The sequence below is a fragment of the Chryseobacterium sp. YIM B08800 genome (assembly GCF_026163565.1).
In the GTDB taxonomy this organism is placed as follows: domain Bacteria; phylum Bacteroidota; class Bacteroidia; order Flavobacteriales; family Weeksellaceae; genus Chryseobacterium.
The window spans coordinates 14,858-31,089 of the sequence record NZ_JAPDKN010000029.1 but is presented as its reverse complement, the minus strand read 5'-3'; the positions used below and the strand labels follow the sequence as shown (position 1 = coordinate 31,089).

Sequence of the window (16,232 nt, the reverse complement as noted above, 5' to 3'; positions counted from 1 at the left end):
TTTATATATTTTATTTTCAAAAAATTAGTGCTCTGCTTTTGCAGGCTCTTCTTTCTTTGCAGCTGTAGAATCAGTTTTTGGAGCTTCAGTTCCGTGAGCTTCTTTAGTTGGTTCTGCATGAGCGGGCGCAACTTCGTGAGCAGTTCCATGACCTTCTGAAACACCTTGAGGATCATCAGAATACCTTTCTGTACCTTCTTCCATTTTGATCATATTCTTATTTCCTCCAGCCTGGATTTTTTTACAGCTTACCGCTACCGTTGCAAGAGCTAAACATATAACTAATTTTTTCATATGCAGATATTTATTTTTAAATCTAATGAAATCACTTTATTGATCAATGTTTGTTGCTCAAACAATCTTTGCGACTTCTTCTATAATTTTTAATTGCCCAAAAGTAAGAAATATTGCATTTTTCGGCAACATTTTTAGACTGATTTTAATATTATTTTACCTTTTTTGGATTGTGTAAAAATAAGATATTGATTTCCGCCATCTTTCAACTGATATTTTTTCTTGATTTCTTCAGGTTTTAACGGATAATTTTTAGAAATCAAATTAAACTGTTCTTTCTTTTTAATTTGTTTTGAATCAACGACTTCCATTTCTAAAATCCTTCCGGGGAAATCATCAATTTTAATATCTGAAGTATACAAATGGGTGTTTGGATGAAGTTTTTTAAGCTTAAAATGTTCTGAAATCAAATTAAAAATTCCTGCTTTGAGAATGGTATTATTCGGAATATAAATAAATTTCTCAGGTTCTGAATATTCTGCTTCTGAATGTTTTTCAGCATTTATTTCAAAACTAAAATCTTTTTCATCGCTTTCAAGATTGATACATTTACAAATTATTTCTCCTGAATAATTTTTAGAAAGAAAAACCACAATCTCTTTTACATCATTTTTAACGGCGATTATTTCAATTTTAGAAATGTTTTTTAAAACCGAAATCAGATATTTTAAATCAATTAAAGGCGACAGTTTTATAATTACTTCTTCCGAAATAGACAGCAATTGATCCTGAATTTCTAAAATATTGGGCGAAAGATCTTCAAGCAGAAAAACTTTATTTTTATTTTGATCTCTCCGAGCCGGATCAAGATAAATTACATCAAAATTTTCTTTGTTTTCAATAAGGAAATCTTCCAGTTTTAAGTTGATGAAGCTTGCTTTCTTATCTAAAACACTCCAATTATGCTTTACAATATCTAAAAGCTCTTTATTTTGTTCAACTAAAGTAATTTCTTCAAAATTTTTAGATAAATAATAAGCATCAATTCCAAAACCGCTCGTTAAATCGATAAATTTCTTTCCTTTTAAAATTTCTGATTTATAATGAGCTGTTTTTTCTGAAGAAGACTGTTCGAGATTGAGTTGTGGCGGGAAAATAATTCCGTCTTGTAAAAGAAATGGAAATTTTTTCTTCGCAACTTGTTTTCCTTTAATCTGCTGAACGATTTCCTGCATCGAAATTTCAGGAAATGGAGATTTTTTTAATAATAAAGAATGCAGATCTGTGGTGAGATTTGCATTGATGTAGTTTTGAATGTCTGGATTTATGATTTTTATTTCCACAAATTTTGTTTTTTACCCCCACAGATTTCACGGATTTTCACAGATGTTTATTTTATAAAAGGCATTTACTGAATAAAAATCATGTAATTATTTATGAAAATTCATATAATCGATGGAAAAAATTCTAGTCTAAACTTCCATTTATTTTTCTGAAAATACTTTTATCAATATAATCAGTATTGAAATTAACTAAAATTCCTAATTTCAAGCCTGTTAGCCTTAAATAAGTTAATAACTGTTTATGATGAACATTGGTTATTTCACTTATAGATTTAATTTCAATGATAACTTTATCTTCAACAATAATATCTGCAATAAAGCTGGAGTCAATAAATATATCTTTAAATTTAATCGATACAGGAACTTGATTTACAACCTTCAAACCATAGCTTTCGAGTTCATACATTAAAACTTTCTCATAAACTTTCTCCAAAAGTCCAGGACCAAGTTCGTTATACACCGAAAATATAGCTTTTCTGATATAAAAACTTATCTCATTTTCTTTCATCGCATTTGTGTTTTATAGTTTAAGCCTACAGAATATCCACAATCATCTGTGAAAATCTGTGTAATCTGTGGGAAATTACTCAAACATTTCAGCCCAACGAACGGCTTTTAATTCATTTTGGTTATATAATTCCTCAATAGATTTTTTTAGTTCTAATTTGGGGTATAAATTAACGCCAATCAGTTTTATTTTACCTTCTTCCACCCACTTTTGTTCTTCAACAGCGTGATCGTAAATGTTTTTCTGGATAATTCCTTCTTTTAAAAGTTCCAGATAACCTCCTTTTTCTTCAATTTCAACAAAGAAAGTCCAGGATTTATCAGCAATCTGGTTGGTAATATCTTCAATATAATAACTTCCGTTGGATGCGTCTTCAAAGACATTAATGATACTTTCGTAAGCCAAAACAATCTGTTGTTTAAACGAAATTTCTTCTGAATTTTCAGTGCTTTTCTCAACAAGATAATTGTTGCTATAAACCGCATCTGCTCCACCAATCATGGCAGAAGCCAATTCTAAAGTCGAGCGAATCAGATTATTTTCATTATCTGAAATTGATTTATTTCTAAGCGAAGTTTCAGCAAAAATGTATGGAATATCATTTAAATCATACTCTTTTGACAATTGATTAAAAACCAATTTAAAAGCACGGATTTTAGCCATTTCAAAGAAATAGTTTCCTCCGACAGCAATCCTGAAAATCAGCTTATTGATGATTTCTGCTCCGTAAATTTCAATTAATTCTTTCGTTTTAGCCAAGGCAATTCCTAATTGCTGATAAATTGCAGCTCCGGCATTTTGATGAAGCGAAATATCTACACAAATATTTCTTTTAAAATCTTTTGCCAGAAGCTCTTTTACCAGCTGATCATTAATTTCTGCGTTTTGCTCATCAAAAACATCAATCAGAGAGAAATATTGATCTTCATCTTGCGGACTGATATGTTCTGCTAAATCTTTATTGTTAACAAAAACAGTTTTCCCAACAAGATTTTCTACATTTTCGTTCAATAAAAATGCAAAAACATCATCTTCAAGACTTTCGTGATATGTTGCTACCAAATGAGTACTTTCTTCTACTTTCGGAAGGTTTACCATTGGTTTTTCTACAGAATTATAAAAAGGTTTTACATCAATTCCTTCTAAATTTTCTTTTTTCAGGATCGTGTAGATATCTTCCGTTTTAAGCTGTTTTTTAACAAGATTTTCCCAGCTTGAGAAAGTTTCAGTATTTGACATAAATGATGAGTAATTGGTAATGGGTAATGAGCAATTTGATTCGCAGATTAATTTAAAAAAAAATTGATAGCGAAGCTAATTGACAATTCACAGTTCACTTTAAAATTTATTTTTTAGCAATATTTGCGCTGTCTACAACGAGGATAAAAATCTCTTCGTTGGGCTTTTTCATAAAATAATTTTCTCTGGCGTATTTTTCTTTCTCAGATTTATTATTCATCAGTTTTTTGTAGAATTTATCGTTCTTTTCATATTCCGATTTGTAATAATCGAGCTGTTCTTCGTACTTATTAATCTCGCCATTAAGCTCATGGATAACCAAAAAAGAAGTTTTATCAAAGAAAATCATCCACACCAGAAACAAAAAAATCGTCAGAACATATTTGTTTAAAACATAATTCTGAAAAAATTTAAAGGTTTCCGATTTTGGTTTGATGTCTTTAATAAGTTCTTTTTCTGCCATTTTCTTAGTGTTTTCTTAATGAATTTTTGATAACTGTCGTTAAAAAATCAATTGCGACAGAATTCTGTCTCATGTTTGGAATAATTAAATCGGCCTCGTTTTTTGAAGGCTCAATAAATTCCTGATGCATTGGCTTCAAAGTAGTCTGATAACGGTGTAAAACCTCGTTCAGATCTCTTCCTCTTTCTTGGGTATCTCTTTTGATCCTCCTGATCAATCTTTCGTCTGAATCTGCGTGAACGAATACTTTTAAATCAAATTCTTTAAGCAATTCTTTATTGGTTAAAACCAGAATTCCTTCAACGACCAAAACATTTTTAGGTTCAACGGTTACATGATCTCCCGTTCTCCCGTGCGTTACAAAACTATAAAGAGGCTGCTCGATTGTTTCGTTGTTTTTCAAAGCTTTTACATGCTGAATCAATAAATCAAAATCGATGGATTTTGGGTGATCGTAATTCAAAGCTTCTCTTTCTGTAAGCGTAAGATTATGATTATCATTATAATAATTATCTTGAGAAAGAATGTTCATTCCCTCAATATCAAGCTGTTGAATAATCTTATCAACAACGGTAGTTTTGCCCGATCCTGTACCTCCGGCAATTCCTATTACAAGCATTCTATTTATTTCTTTAGAGTTTTTACAAAGATAGTATTTATGATGGAAGTTTGAAGTCTGAAGCTGGATGTTTTTTTAGATTGAAAAAAGATTGTAATTTTTGATAATCAAAATTAATTAAACAAAAAACTCCGACATAAATGTCGAAGCCTGTTTTTATACGATTTCGCTTGTTAAGCTTCTTGCAATTAATTTTTCATGCATAGGTTTCAAAATATCCATTGGACCTGTTTTTACGGTGCATTTGCCTTTAAAATGAACCAACATGGTGCATTGCTCTGCCTGTATCGGGTCGTGTTTACAAATCTGAATCAATGCTTCAATTACATCGTCAAAAGTATGAATATCGTCATTATGCAGAATCAGTTTATATACTTCATCAATATCATCCAAAACCAGAACTTCTTCTTCGTACTGTCTTTTCGGATCTTCATAATCTTTTATGCTGTTATAAAAAATCATTGTTTAAACGTCTAATTTATCTAAAATATCGTCTACTATATTGGGTTCAGCATATATTAGCTCAACCATTTCGACGCTCTTATTATTCATTTTCAAGATCTTGAAATGATAATTTTCCAAATCAAATTCCTGGTTTTCTTCCGGAATATCTTCCAAAGCATGCAAAATAAATCCGGCTAATGTATTGTACTCACTTTCTTCAGAAAGAGGTAGTTTTTTAGGTAAAGACTCGTTTATTTCATCTAAAGGCTGTGTTGCTTTTACCCAATACGTATTTTCAGCAATTTTATCAACCAGTTTTTCTTCATCATCTTCCTCATCCTGAATTTCGCCTACCAATTCTTCCAGAATATCTTCTAAGGTAATAATTCCTTCGGTTCCCCCAAATTCATCAATTACAATAGCCAAATGTCGTTTTTTCTGTTGAAAAAGTTTTAATAAATCTGAAATTTTCTTACTTCCAACCACAAAGAAAGCTTCTCCCATAAGATTTTTTAAATCTTCATGATTAAGGTTCCCTTTTCTTTTAACGAATTCTCTGATGATTTCTTTTGTATAAAAAACTCCAATAATATTGTCGATAGAGTTTTCATAAACAGGAATTCTTGAATATCCGCTTTCGATAATTTTATCAATAATTACATTCAGATCATCTGCAAAATCAATAGAAAGAATATTTTGTCTCGGAACCATGATTTGTTTTGCCGAATGATCGGTAAAATCAAATGCGTTTTTAATGATCTCGTAGTTTTCTTCTTCAATTTCACCGCTATCGGCAGATTGTTTTACCAAAAGCTGAAGTTCTTCCGTAGAGTGAATTTCCTGCTCAGAAGCCGGATGAATTTTTATTAATCTTAAAAATCCGTTAGACATCAGGTTCATCAACCAGATAAATGGTTTGAAAACAGTATAAAAAACTCTCAACGGAACTGCAGTTGCCATCGTCGTTGATTCTGCTTTTCTAATGGCAATCGATTTCGGTATTAATTCACCAAAAACAATATGCATTACTGTGATAATCAGAAAGCTTAAAACCAAAGAAACCGTTGTAACAGTAGATTCGGCAAGATTTATATTTAAGGAATGAAATAGATTGTCAATAACGTGGTGCATTGCACTTTCGCCCACCCAACCTAAAGCAAGAGACGCTAAGGTAATACCAAGCTGTGTAGCAGAAAGATATTCATCAAGATGTTTGATAATATGCTCCGCTTGTTTTGCCATAGAATCGCCATCGGCAGCTTTAAGCTGAATTTGAGAGTAACGAACTTTAACAATTGAAAATTCTGCGGCTACGAAAAAGCCATTAAGTAATACAAGAAACAAGGCTAGCAAAAGCCTGACTATGTCCGAGTCCATTTAGAAATTATAATTATTTATGCAAAGATATACAAAATAATAATAACAAAAAAAGCACCGAAGGTATCGGTGCTTTCATATTTTTTGAATATTTTATTACGAATTTTTCAAAGCTTCTGCTCCTGAAACGATTTCTAAGATCTCGTTTGTAATGGCAGCTTGTCTTGCTTTGTTGTAGAAAATAACCAAGTCGTTTTTCAGAGCCTGTGCGTTGTCGGTTGCTTTGTGCATTGCCGTCATTCTCGCACCGTGTTCTGAAGCTACAGAATCTAAAACTGCTTTGAAAACCTGAGTTTTAATAGATTTAGGAATTAAGTTATCCAAAATCTCATTTCTGTTAGGTTCAAAGATATAATCAGTTTCAGCCTGACCTTCTTCTTTTTCAGTTTCAGCCATTGAAATTGGAAGAAGTTGTTCTGTAATTACTTCCTGAGTTGCCGCGTTGATAAATTTATTGTAAATTAAATAAACTTCATCAAATTTACCTTCAAGAAAGCTAGTCATTACACTTTCTGTAATGTTTGCTACTTTATCAAAATTAAGATTATCAAAAATTGCGCTTTCGTTAGAAAACACTGCACGGTTTTTTCTTACAGCATCATAAACTTTTTTACCAATGGTAAGAACTTCAACTTCGTACTGAGCATTGTTCTGAAACTGGTGGTTTAGTTCTTTTACAACAGATGAGTTGAAAGCACCTGCCAAACCTCTGTTTGAAGTTACAGCAATAAATAGTACTTTTTTTACTTCTCTTTTCTGAGCGTAAACAGAAACCTGATCAGGATCTGAACTAGAATTTACATTCTGGATGATCTCCTGAAGTTTTTCAGAATAAGGTCTCAACATTACGATGGCATCTTGTGCTTTTTTTAGTTTCGCAGCGGAAACCATTTTCATAGCACGTGTAATTTGCATCGTAGATGAAATTGAACTGATTCTTCCTCGTATTTCTTTTAAGTTTGCCATATTGGGTTAGTTGTTGGTTGTCGGTTGTTGGTTGCTAGTTTTAGAAAATTCTGTCAACTATCAACCAAAAACCATCAACTAATTTTTAGTTATATTTTGAAGCTAAATCTGTAGCAACTTGCTTAAGAACACCTGTAATATCGTTATCGATTTTTCCAGATTTAAGAGCAGCCATAGTTTCAGGGTGCTTAGATCTTAGGAACTCGATATATTCGTGTTGGAATTCTTTTACTTTCTTGATAGGAACGTTTCTCATTAAATTCTCTGTACCTGCATAGATCATAGCAACTTGGCTATCTACAGGAAGTGGAGAGTTTACTGGCTGCTTCAACAACTCTACGTTTCTTTCTCCTTTAGAGATAACTGCTAAAGTAGAAGCATCAAGATCAGAACCGAATTTAGCAAACGCTTCTAATTCTTTATACTGAGCCTGGTCTAATTTAAGAGTACCAGAAACTTTTTTCATTGATTTAATCTGAGCATTACCTCCAACACGAGATACAGAAATACCTACGTTGATTGCCGGACGAACCCCTGAGTTGAATAAGTCAGATTCCAAGAAAATCTGTCCGTCAGTAATAGAGATTACGTTGGTTGGGATATACGCAGAAACGTCACCCGCCTGAGTTTCAATAATCGGAAGTGCAGTTAATGAACCACCACCTTTTACTAAAGGCTTTAAAGACTCAGGTAGATCATTCATTTGGCTTGCAATAGTATCATCAGCGATTACTTTTGCAGCTCTTTCCAATAATCTTGAGTGAAGATAGAAAACGTCTCCAGGATAAGCCTCACGTCCCGGTGGTCTTCTCAATAGTAGAGAAAGCTCACGGTAAGCTACCGCTTGTTTAGATAAATCATCATAAATGATCAAAGCCGGTCTACCAGTGTCTCTGAAGAATTCACCGATAGAAGCACCTGCCATTGCAGAATAAACCTGCATAGGAACCGGATCTGAAGCATTAGCTGCAACAATTACTGTATAAGCTAAAGCACCTTTATCTGATAAAGTTTTTACAATCTGAGCTACTGTAGAAGCTTTCTGCCCGATTGCAACATATATACAATATACAGGATTTCCTGCATCAAAAAATTCTTTTTGGTTGATGATCGTATCAATCGCAACAGTAGTTTTACCTGTCTGTCTGTCACCAATGATAAGCTCTCTCTGACCTCTTCCTACAGGGATCATAGAGTCGATTGCAACAATACCTGTTTGTAAAGGCTCAGTTACAGGCTGTCTGTAGATAACACCCGGAGCTTTTCTTTCTAATGGCATTTCGTATAAATCTCCAGTAATAGGACCTTTACCATCGATTGGGTTACCCAAAGTATCAACTACTCTACCTAACATACCTTCTCCTACTTTAATAGAAGAGATTCTGTTTGTTCTTTTTACGGTGTCACCTTCTCTTACCAATTTACTTTCTCCTAAAAGAGCAACCCCTACGTTGTCTTCTTCTAAGTTTAGTACGATACCTTCTACATCACTTGAAAATTTCACCAACTCACCGTATTGTACGTGTTCTAACCCGTACACACGAGCGATACCATCACCGATGGTTAAAACTGTACCTACTTCCTCAACGTTTGATTGAGTATCGAAGTTGGCCAATTGCTGTTTTAAGATCGCAGATACTTCTGCCGGATTTATTTCTGCCATTATATGGTTGTTTTTCTTAATTTAACTGAAAGTCTTTTTTAATCTTATTCAATTTTGATTTTACAGATGCATCTACCTGCTGATCTCCCACTCTTAAAATGTAACCTCCTAAAATTTCAGGTTTTACATTTACATTAAGATCAAAAGTTGCTGTTTGGTTAACAAGGTTGGTAGATCTTAAAATCTGCTCAATATTTTCGTTAGAAAGCTGTGTAGCAGTCGTCAAGGTAATTCTTTGGATACCATTGATATCTTCAACTTTATTGATGAATTGCTGTGCTACATTTTTAAGCTGACTTTCTCTTCCGTTTTTGATGATTAATCTAATCAAATTCTGAGAAACTGGTGAAAAGCTTTTGAAAATTTCGTTTGCTACCTCAGTTTTTTTATTTGAATCTATGTAAGGTGTCATGAAAAATTTGTTCAAATCTTTAGATTCAGACATTAGCTTCACCACATCTTTCATTTCAGCAAAAACAGCGTCGGTTTGTCCGGATTCGTTTGTGAAATCCAGTAAACCCTGTGCGTATCTTTTAGCTACTTTAGATGTAAGCATTCTTAGTTAAGATTTGATTTGTTTAAATAATTCTGAACCAACTCATTTTGAGCTTCGCTGTTTTCAAGCTTTTGCTTCAAGATAGATTCTGCGATATTTACAGACAAAATTCCAATTTGAGATTTGATATCTGCCATAGCAGCATTTTTCTCAGCATTGATGGTTTGTTTTGCTGCTTCGATTAATTTATCTCCTTCAGACTTAGCAGCATCTTTAGCTTCAGCTACGATTCTGTCTTTAATTTCTCTGGCTTCTTTTAAGATAGCATCTCTTTCGATTTTAGCCTCACGCATAATTCTTTCATTATCCGCTTTTAGAGTTTCCATTTCTTTTTTAGCCAATTTAGCCTGATTAAGAGCATCCTGAATGTTGTCTTCTCTGGTTTTTACTGCAGAAAGAATTGGTTTCCAAGCAAAAGCTTTAAGAAGAACTACCAATAATAAAAATACTACTGCTGTCCAGAATATGTTACCAATTGAAGGAGTTAATAATTCCATTTTATATCAATTATTTTTTTAATTTGTTTTAACTTTTTTAAAAGAATTCTACAAACCAACCGTTTGTAGAATTCTGTTTGTTTACTATCCGTTTCCTAGTAACGCTACTACGATACCGAATAGACCAGCACCCTCGATAAGAGCTGCTGCGATAATCATTGCAGTTTGGATTTTTCCTGATTGCTCTGGTTGTCTTGCAATACCTTCCATTGCGCTACCACCAATTTTACCAATACCTAATCCTACACCTAGAACTGCTAAACCAGCTCCGATTGCTGCGATACTACCTGTCATAATATTATAATTTAAAAAGTTGTTTTATATTTTAATTTCCAATTAATGATCGTGGTGAGGCTCTTCTACAGCCGACCCGATGAATAATGCTGTCAACATCGTAAAGATATAAGCCTGTAAAGCCGCTACCAATACTTCCAATACATAAATGAATAATGATAAACCTAATGATACCGGAGTAATCATATATGTTTTCATGATGAAGATCAAAGAGATCAAACTCATGATGATGATGTGTCCTGCAGTCATGTTCGCAAAAAGACGAATCATCAATGCAAAAGGTTTAGTAATAATTCCTAATAATTCTACCGGTACTAATATAATGTATACCAAGATTTTTCCAGCGAAAGGCATGTTACTTCCCAATGGATCAAACATGTGCATCCAATATGTTTTTCTACCGCTTAAGTTTACAATTAATAAAGTAAATACTGCAAGAACCATTGTAAATGCAATGTTACCCGTCGTATTTGCGGCTCCAGGAAGTAATCCTAAAATATTAAGAACCCAGATAAATAAGAATAGAGTAACTAAATAAGGTACATATTTTCTATATCTTACAGAACCGATGTTTTGTAAAGCAATATCGTCTCTTACAAAAACCACGATCGGCTCGATGAATTTTGCGATCCCTGAAGGAACCTGAGATTTTTTATAACTTGATGCCGCAGCAAAACCAATCAATAAAATAATAATAGCAGCCAAAATCATCTGAGCAACTACTTTAGTAATAGAGAAATCTAAAGGCTCATTGTTTGTTGGATGCCCATCGTGCATATCCAAAGTTCCGTTAGCATCTGTTGAATAAATTTTGTTGTGGTGTACTTTGTAGAAATTACCATCTACTTCAGCAACTTTTTCTTCTTCATGTCCGAATTTTTCAGAACTAAACACTTTCAAACCATTATCCCAAAGAATTACAGGTAAAGAAATTCCTACAGAATTGTGACCTTCACCCCAAAGATGCCAATTGTGTGCATCCTGAATATGGTGCATAATAAATGGAACCGGATTGTACTTTTCATCCTTTGCAGCTTCCGCAGTACCTTCGTGTGTTTCTGCAAAAGAGAAGCAGAAGACAAAAAGATAAAGGGCGATTAACAGTTTTTTAAAACTCATGACTAGACTTTTATTTCTAAAATTTTTGCAAAAATATAAATTTTTATTCGATTTTTAGCAATTCTTCAATTTTATATTACATGATATTAGTCTTGTTTTTTAACTAATTTTAAAACAAAAACTACTTCTATTAAAAGGTAAACCCAGTACAGAATGAAGTAAGGCACAATATTTAGCCTAAAATCTTTCTGAAACACAGCAATATAGCCCATTGCGAAAAATTTAAAAACCACAAAACCAAGAAAAATAAACCCTATTACGTTCTTTTTTTCTAAGGCAAAAACTACTAAAATCGTTAATAAACAGATTAGCGTAATAAAAAACATCAGAATGTGAATTTTATACGAGAGTATCACTACATTATTTTCTGCCAGTTGCCACTGTGCGATAAATAATAATGCCGACAAAACTAAAAACAATCCTAATCCTTTTAAAACAACTAAAAACTTTTCCATTGGTTGCAAAACTACCAAAATTTATCAATATCATTTTAATAATATAGAAATGACATTTCACAGGTCATTGAGAACCAAAATTTATTTTAATATAGCCTAAAATAATAAATCAAAAAAGCTCTTCATTAGCTACGTCTTTCAATCACTTTTCTTTATTATTATAAAAAACTTATCAATAAATTAAAATTTAAAATTGACCGAGATTTGCTTTATCTTTGAGAAAGAAACCCCTATTCTATCGTGATGAAAATATTTTTACAGTTAGCTTTATTTTTAGTAAGCGCTACAATGTGTTCTCAACAAAACATTCCCAGCAAACAAATCAATGAAAACCTCGACATCGGAGCATTTTCAGAATCTTCTGAAGATAAAAATTTATTGAAGGGAAATGTATTTTCTGTAAAAAGCTACACTTCCGACAGCAACCAAAAAAAATCAAAAGACGACAAGGTATTTGAAGGAAAAACTTTGCACTTAACAAATCATATTATTTATAGGAAAGATGGCAGAAGAAGTTTTCGAAAAGAAGTTTCAGTAAGCGGCGTTTCAACTTCAAAATATTATTATAATGAATCTTCTGGGAATTTAGTTTTAAAAGAAAGCCAATACGATAGAGAATACGGAAAATCACAATATTCAAGTTGGTATTTTTATGATCAAAATCAAATCATTTCTGAAGAAATCAATTTAGAAAAAAATGAAGACAAAATATCTTTAAGCAATTACACAAAATATAAAGTAGAAGATTCTGCAAGCCAGAAAAAAATAATCGCTTCTCAGATTGGTTCAGATAGTCTTTCAGATCCTGATAAAATCTATATTTTCAATCAGAAAAATTTAGTCAAAATCAGTCCGCTTTATCAGTCTAAAGTTCAAAAGTTATCTTTATTGAATGACATTTATAAAGTTTATGAAATTGAAGATTACGTTGTAGAAGGCAGAAAAGTTTATTTTAAATATGATAAAAAAGGAAACCTTATCTCAGAAATTTGGTACAATCAAAAAGGATTAGAAAACAAAACAGAATTTACATATAATAATGATTATACAGAAACGATAGAGTCCCATTACCATCTTTTGGGAACAGAAATCGCATCAAAAAATTACAAAAAATTTGACCAACATGGTAATATTACTTTTGACCAGACCAAATATTACGATGGCTCAGTTGGCAGTATCGAAGAATTCGAATATCAATACGATAAAGAAGGAAACTGGATCGTTAAAAAAAGATTTTACAGCGAAGCAAATAATGGAATTATTGGAAAGAAAAAATTGACGACTGTTGAAACTCGAGAAATTGAATACTACACAAAAGACAGTCAACAAAAGAGTGATGAACTTCCTAAAATGCCGGAAATCATTAATGAAATAAGACAAAACCTTTCAAAAATCGCTAAAGAAAACGATTCTTATTTGAATGAGAAAAAACGTGCTATTGAAACCAATTCTTATGATGAAGAAATTACAGTAAAAGAATCTGAAGAGATTAAAAACTTTACTCCAAAATATTGGGAACTAAAAGAAATTGCCTACGGAAATTTAGATGAAGATGAAAATGAAGAAGCTGTTGCAGTTTACGAAATGCCAAACATAGATCGTGAAGATGCTGAGCAAATACTCGCTATTTATAAAAAACAAAATGAAAAATGGAAAATCATCCACCAAACTTCTTCTCCAATACTTTCTTCACAAAGCGGTGGAATGATGGGAAATCCTTTCAGCGGAATTTCTATTGCTAAGAAAAGCATTGTCATCGATCATTTTGGAGGAAGCAGAGATAAATGGGAATATACGCATCGTTATCGTTTTCAGAACGGTGATTGGTGTCTTATTGGCGCATCGGCAAATTTTGGGGCGCCGTGCGATTATTGGGTAAAATTTGATTACAACATCAGTACAGGTGACGCTACCTATCAGAAAACTGTTGAAAACTGCGAAAACGGAGAAAAAAAAGTAATTCAATCTCAAAAAATAAATAAAAAAATTGCACCTCCAAAAATGGATAACGTGACTCCCGGCGATTCTGCTTTTAAATTCCCCAATGTTAAAAATGAAATTTATTATTAATTTCTTCAGCATTATTTTTAAAATTTGAACCTTACGAAGGCTTATTTTTTAATACTCTCCCCTTCACTATTTTTTAAATATCAATCATATCAAGGTTTTTAGATATAAAATTGTTATTTTTGCAAACCATTAATATAGAAACAGTATGTTTAATAGTTTACAGGATAAATTAGACAAAGCCCTTCATAATATTTCCGGACGTGGAAAAATCACCGAGATTAACGTTGCGGAGACCGTAAAAGAAATTCGTAGAGCATTGGTAGATGCCGATGTTAACTATAAAGTTGCTAAAGATCTTACCAAAAGAGTTCAGGATAAAGCTTTAGGACAAAACGTTTTGACTTCGCTTACTCCGGGACAATTGATGACGAAAATTGTTCACGATGAGTTGGTAGACTTGATGGGGGGTTCTCAGGAAGGAATCAACCTTTCAGGGAAACCGTCTGTAATTTTGATTGCCGGTCTTCAAGGTTCGGGTAAAACTACTTTTTCCGGAAAACTTGCTAATTATTTAAAAACTAAAAGAAATAAAAAGCCTTTATTGGTCGCATGTGACGTTTATCGTCCTGCTGCAATCGATCAGCTGAAGGTTTTGGGTGGACAAACAGGAGTTCCTGTTTATACTGAAGAAGGAAATATGGATCCTTCAGTAATCTCTCAAAACGCAATTAATTTTGCTAAATCTAACGGTCATGATGTTGTAATCGTCGATACTGCAGGTCGTCTTGCGATTGATGAGCAGATGATGAAGGAAATCAAAACCGTTCATTCTACGATTCAGCCTAACGAAACTCTTTTCGTAGTAGATTCAATGACAGGTCAGGATGCGGTGAATACTGCAAAAGCCTTCAACGATACTTTAAATTTTGACGGAGTTGTTTTAACTAAATTAGACGGTGATACTCGTGGTGGAGCTGCTTTAACGATTCGTTCGGTAGTTGAAAAGCCAATCAAATTTATTTCTACAGGTGAGAAAATGGAAGCTTTAGATCTTTTCTACCCGGAAAGGATGGCCGACAGAATCTTAGGAATGGGAGACGTTGTTTCCTTAGTAGAAAGAGCTCAGGAGCAATTTGATGAAGAGGAAGCAAAAAAACTTCACAAAAAAATCGCTAAAAACGAATTTGGTTTTGATGATTTCTTAAAGCAAATCAATCAGATCAAAAAAATGGGTAATATGAAAGACTTGATGGGAATGATCCCGGGAGTTGGAAAAGCCATTAAAGACGTTGAAATCAGTGATGATGCATTCAAACATATTGAAGCGATTATTCATTCTATGACTCCGGATGAGAGAAGAAGACCTTCTATCATCAATACTCAGAGAAAAAACAGAATTGCGAAAGGTGCAGGAAGAAAAATTGAAGATGTAAATGCTTTAATGAAACAGTTTGACCAAATGGGGAAAATGATGAAGATGATGCAGGGTCCTCAAGGAAAACAAATGATGCAGATGATGAGCAAAATGCCAAATATGCCGGGAATGGGCGGAATGTTTGGAAAATAATCGACAGATTTTTTAAAATATACAAACTCTCAGAATTTCTGGGAGTTTTTTTGTGCCTGTTTTTATAAAAAAATCCGACTCAAATTTTTGAATCGGATTATATTAAATCAAATTGATAAATGATTATTTATCAGATTTTTGAGGTTTAGATTTAATAAAATAAGAGAAACCGATGTTTGCTCCAAAAGTTTTAACGTTGGTTTTAACGTCTGTACCAAAATAAGTTTCCTTGTTTGAAAACTGATCGTAAGAAACTCCCAAGTTAATACCTAAAGACTGAGTTGCCATATAAGTAATACCTCCTTTTACTTTCCATGCTAAACCATCAGTAGTCATTTCGTCTGAGGTTGTTACTCCCATAATGTCTACAGAAGCTTTGTTTTTTACTGATGCATATCCTACTCCTGCTCCCAAGAAAGGAACAAATTTAGAATCGTTTGCAAAATAATACGTTGCAGTAGGCATTACAGCAAAATTTGTAGTAGTAGATTTTTCACCGTCATATTTTGTAGTCATTGTTGTGAAACCAAGATCGATTCCTACAGCTAATTTATCGATAACAAAATAACCTACAGATGGCGTTACAGAAAACGTACTTACTTTAGGTCCGTCTTCAGACTCTCCTTCAGCTTTGAAAGTGGTATTTACATTATTAAAACCCATCCCTGTGTTTCCGCTGATTACCCAGTCACCTTTAGACATTTGTGCGTTTGATAATCCACAAAGTGCAATTGCACCAACTAGTAATAATTTTTTCATAGTTTATTGATATTTGAATCGGCAAAAATATAAAAAAAGCCCTGAAATTCGCTCAGGGTTTTTACTGTTTTTGATTGATTATTATTTAGAAAAAATAAAATCTATCTAAAGTTTATAAT

The 16,232-nt window shown here is 32.9% G+C and carries 18 protein-coding genes; 2 read left to right on the top strand and 16 right to left on the bottom strand.

Annotated elements, in window-relative coordinates:
* Positions 1–24: 24 nt before the first annotated feature.
* From OEW74_RS12280 to OEW74_RS12210, 15 genes are all read right to left on the bottom strand, one after another.
* Positions 25–294, bottom strand: coding sequence for a hypothetical protein (locus tag OEW74_RS12280; protein ID WP_265428769.1), 270 nt, complete (start codon positions 292–294; stop codon positions 25–27).
* A gap of 134 nt (positions 295–428) precedes the next feature.
* Positions 429–1,577: a class I SAM-dependent methyltransferase gene (locus tag OEW74_RS12275; RefSeq protein ID WP_265428768.1), complete on the bottom strand. Its 1,149-nt coding sequence runs from the start codon at positions 1,575–1,577 to the stop codon at positions 429–431.
* A gap of 124 nt (positions 1,578–1,701) precedes the next feature.
* Positions 1,702–2,085 (bottom strand): GxxExxY protein, encoded by a 384-nt coding sequence (locus OEW74_RS12270; protein WP_265428767.1) that lies wholly within the window; start codon positions 2,083–2,085, stop codon positions 1,702–1,704.
* A gap of 75 nt (positions 2,086–2,160) precedes the next feature.
* Complete coding sequence (locus OEW74_RS12265) at positions 2,161–3,324, bottom strand: methylmalonyl-CoA mutase family protein (protein ID WP_265428766.1); 1,164 nt, start codon at positions 3,322–3,324, stop codon at positions 2,161–2,163.
* Between the two features lie 106 nt (positions 3,325–3,430).
* On the bottom strand, positions 3,431–3,787 hold the full coding sequence (locus OEW74_RS12260; RefSeq protein WP_265428765.1) for an FtsB family cell division protein: 357 nt from the start codon (positions 3,785–3,787) through the stop codon (positions 3,431–3,433).
* 4 nt (positions 3,788–3,791) lie between these two features.
* Complete coding sequence (gene udk / locus OEW74_RS12255) at positions 3,792–4,406, bottom strand: uridine kinase (RefSeq protein WP_265428764.1); 615 nt, start codon at positions 4,404–4,406, stop codon at positions 3,792–3,794.
* A gap of 156 nt (positions 4,407–4,562) precedes the next feature.
* Positions 4,563–4,868 (bottom strand): ATP-dependent Clp protease adaptor ClpS, encoded by a 306-nt coding sequence (locus tag OEW74_RS12250; protein WP_265428763.1) that lies wholly within the window; start codon positions 4,866–4,868, stop codon positions 4,563–4,565.
* Between the two features lie 3 nt (positions 4,869–4,871).
* Positions 4,872–6,227: a hemolysin family protein gene (locus OEW74_RS12245; RefSeq protein ID WP_265428762.1), complete on the bottom strand. Its 1,356-nt coding sequence runs from the start codon at positions 6,225–6,227 to the stop codon at positions 4,872–4,874.
* Between the two features lie 96 nt (positions 6,228–6,323).
* Positions 6,324–7,193: an ATP synthase F1 subunit gamma gene (gene atpG / locus OEW74_RS12240; RefSeq protein WP_265428761.1), complete on the bottom strand. Its 870-nt coding sequence runs from the start codon at positions 7,191–7,193 to the stop codon at positions 6,324–6,326.
* An 85-nt stretch (positions 7,194–7,278) separates the two neighbouring features.
* On the bottom strand, positions 7,279–8,856 hold the full coding sequence (atpA, locus tag OEW74_RS12235) for a F0F1 ATP synthase subunit alpha (protein WP_265428760.1): 1,578 nt from the start codon (positions 8,854–8,856) through the stop codon (positions 7,279–7,281).
* A 16-nt stretch (positions 8,857–8,872) separates the two neighbouring features.
* On the bottom strand, positions 8,873–9,412 hold the full coding sequence (atpH, locus tag OEW74_RS12230; RefSeq protein ID WP_265428759.1) for an ATP synthase F1 subunit delta: 540 nt from the start codon (positions 9,410–9,412) through the stop codon (positions 8,873–8,875).
* Between the two features lie 2 nt (positions 9,413–9,414).
* The gene (locus OEW74_RS12225; RefSeq protein WP_265428758.1) at positions 9,415–9,909 is read right to left on the bottom strand and encodes a F0F1 ATP synthase subunit B; all 495 of its coding nucleotides are present in this window, start codon (positions 9,907–9,909) and stop codon (positions 9,415–9,417) included.
* Positions 9,910–9,993: 84 nt separating this feature from the next.
* Complete coding sequence (gene atpE, locus OEW74_RS12220; protein WP_034675836.1) at positions 9,994–10,203, bottom strand: ATP synthase F0 subunit C; 210 nt, start codon at positions 10,201–10,203, stop codon at positions 9,994–9,996.
* Positions 10,204–10,245: 42 nt separating this feature from the next.
* Positions 10,246–11,322 carry a F0F1 ATP synthase subunit A gene (gene atpB / locus OEW74_RS12215; RefSeq protein WP_265428757.1) on the bottom strand — a complete coding sequence of 359 codons (1,077 nt, stop codon included), beginning with the start codon at positions 11,320–11,322 and terminating at the stop codon, positions 10,246–10,248.
* An 86-nt stretch (positions 11,323–11,408) separates the two neighbouring features.
* Complete coding sequence (locus tag OEW74_RS12210; RefSeq protein ID WP_265428756.1) at positions 11,409–11,777, bottom strand: hypothetical protein; 369 nt, start codon at positions 11,775–11,777, stop codon at positions 11,409–11,411.
* 243 nt (positions 11,778–12,020) lie between these two features.
* On the opposite strand from OEW74_RS12210, the gene OEW74_RS12205 reads away from it, so the two are divergent.
* Both OEW74_RS12205 and ffh read left to right on the top strand, forming a co-directional pair.
* Entirely contained in the window at positions 12,021–13,847 is a 1,827-nt protein-coding gene (locus OEW74_RS12205) for a hypothetical protein (RefSeq protein ID WP_265428755.1), read from the top strand.
* A gap of 145 nt (positions 13,848–13,992) precedes the next feature.
* A complete protein-coding gene (ffh, locus tag OEW74_RS12200; RefSeq protein WP_265428754.1) occupies positions 13,993–15,354 on the top strand; it encodes a signal recognition particle protein in 1,362 nt (453 codons plus the stop codon).
* A gap of 123 nt (positions 15,355–15,477) precedes the next feature.
* Here ffh and OEW74_RS12195 read toward each other — a convergent pair whose 3' ends face one another.
* Positions 15,478–16,113: an OmpW family outer membrane protein gene (locus tag OEW74_RS12195; protein ID WP_265428753.1), complete on the bottom strand. Its 636-nt coding sequence runs from the start codon at positions 16,111–16,113 to the stop codon at positions 15,478–15,480.
* Positions 16,114–16,232: the final 119 nt, after the last annotated feature.